Annotated in this window: 2 protein-coding genes and 1 pseudogene; 1 reads left to right on the top strand and 2 read right to left on the bottom strand. The window is 78.6% G+C overall.

Annotated elements, in window-relative coordinates:
• On the top strand, positions 1-264 hold a 264-nt coding region (locus ACFV5N_RS27975), incomplete at its 5' end, for an SIP domain-containing protein (protein WP_385605385.1).
• Positions 265-334: 70 nt separating this feature from the next.
• Here the strand turns inward: ACFV5N_RS27975 and ACFV5N_RS27970 are convergent.
• The gene (locus ACFV5N_RS27970) at positions 335-799 is read right to left on the bottom strand and encodes a GNAT family N-acetyltransferase (protein WP_385605382.1); all 465 of its coding nucleotides are present in this window, start codon (positions 797-799) and stop codon (positions 335-337) included.
• Positions 796-1137, bottom strand: a pseudogene (locus tag ACFV5N_RS27965) (HAD family hydrolase); the annotation flags it as partial. The gene ACFV5N_RS27970 and the pseudogene ACFV5N_RS27965, both read right to left, overlap by 4 nt.

Raw genomic sequence — 1137 nt, 5'->3', positions numbered from 1 at the left:
GCCTACGCCTGGATCGCCGGGGAAGCCGGCTCGGTACGCACCCTGCGCCGCCACCTGGTCAACGACCGGGGCATCGACCGCAAGCACATCAAGTTCACCGGCTACTGGCGCAAGGGCATCACCGAGGACGACCTGATCGCCCGGATCGCCACCGACACCGACACCGACACCGACACCGCATCCACCTCCGGCACCCAGGGCGACGCCCGGGGCGGCGAGGCCAGGGCGACCGCCGGCGCGGCGCGGGCCCGGACAGCCGGCTGACCCGGGCCGGCCACCGCCCCGACCGGGCGGCCCGGCAACGGCCTCCGCCACAGCCGCGCCGGGCCGCCCGTCACCCCGCGGGCCGCCGCACCATGAACACATCGATCGCGTCCCGCCCCACCACGGTGAACCCGTGCCGCTCGTACAGCCGGCGCGCCGCGCTCCCCTCCAGCACCGTCAGCCGTACCGCCGCCCCGGCCGCGTCCGCCCGCGCCAGCAGCGCCCCCAGCACCGCGGACCCCAGCCCCCGCCCCTGGAACTCCGGGGCGAGGTAGAAGTGTTCGAGCGCCCACTCCCGCTCCCCCGCCGGCCGGAAGGTCACGCTCCCGGCGAAGGAACCGTCCCCGGCCTCGATGAGCGCGGTGTACCCGGCCGCGAACCCGTCCCGTACCCGCTGCCGCACCCGGTGCGCGTCGAACCGGCCAAGCCGCTCCAGATCCGCCCGCAGCACCCGCGCCTTCAGCTCGGCGATCCGCTCCACATCCGCGTCCGCCGCCGTCCGCAGCGACCAGGAGGGCGCCGTCGCCGCGCTCATCCGCGCCCGGCCGCCGCGGCGGCCGGCGACCGCGCGAACCCGTCCGGCAGGGCGAGCGTGCACCGCCCGTCCCCCGCCGCCGTCCAGGCCGCCGCGCACAGCGCCCGCAGCGCGTCCACCGGATCGGCGTCCCGGCCCCCGCCACCGGTCAGCTCCAGCGCCCGCGCACCGGCCACCGCCCGCCAGCCGCCGCACCGGAACCCGCCGCCCTCCCCCGGCTCCGCCGTCACCGGCGGCTGCGCCACCAGCAGCCCGCGCAGATCCGCGGCCACGAACGTCGGCCGGTGCTCCGGCGGCGCCGCCACCAGACCGGCCGCGTCCGTCACCCCGGTCAGCAC

Origin of the sequence: Streptomyces sp. NPDC059853 (assembly GCF_042731495.1) — a bacterium.
Classification (GTDB): Bacteria; Actinomycetota; Actinomycetes; order Streptomycetales; family Streptomycetaceae; genus Streptomyces.
Note: the sequence above shows the minus strand (reverse complement) of the source record. Positions and strands in the feature narration are given on the sequence as shown.

Bases quoted from the DNA above. Each gene is read 5' to 3' on its own strand.
- ACFV5N_RS27970 (WP_385605382.1), bottom strand. From the start codon at position 799: ATGAGCGCGGCGACGGCGCCCTCCTGGTCGCTGCGGACGGCGGCGGAC.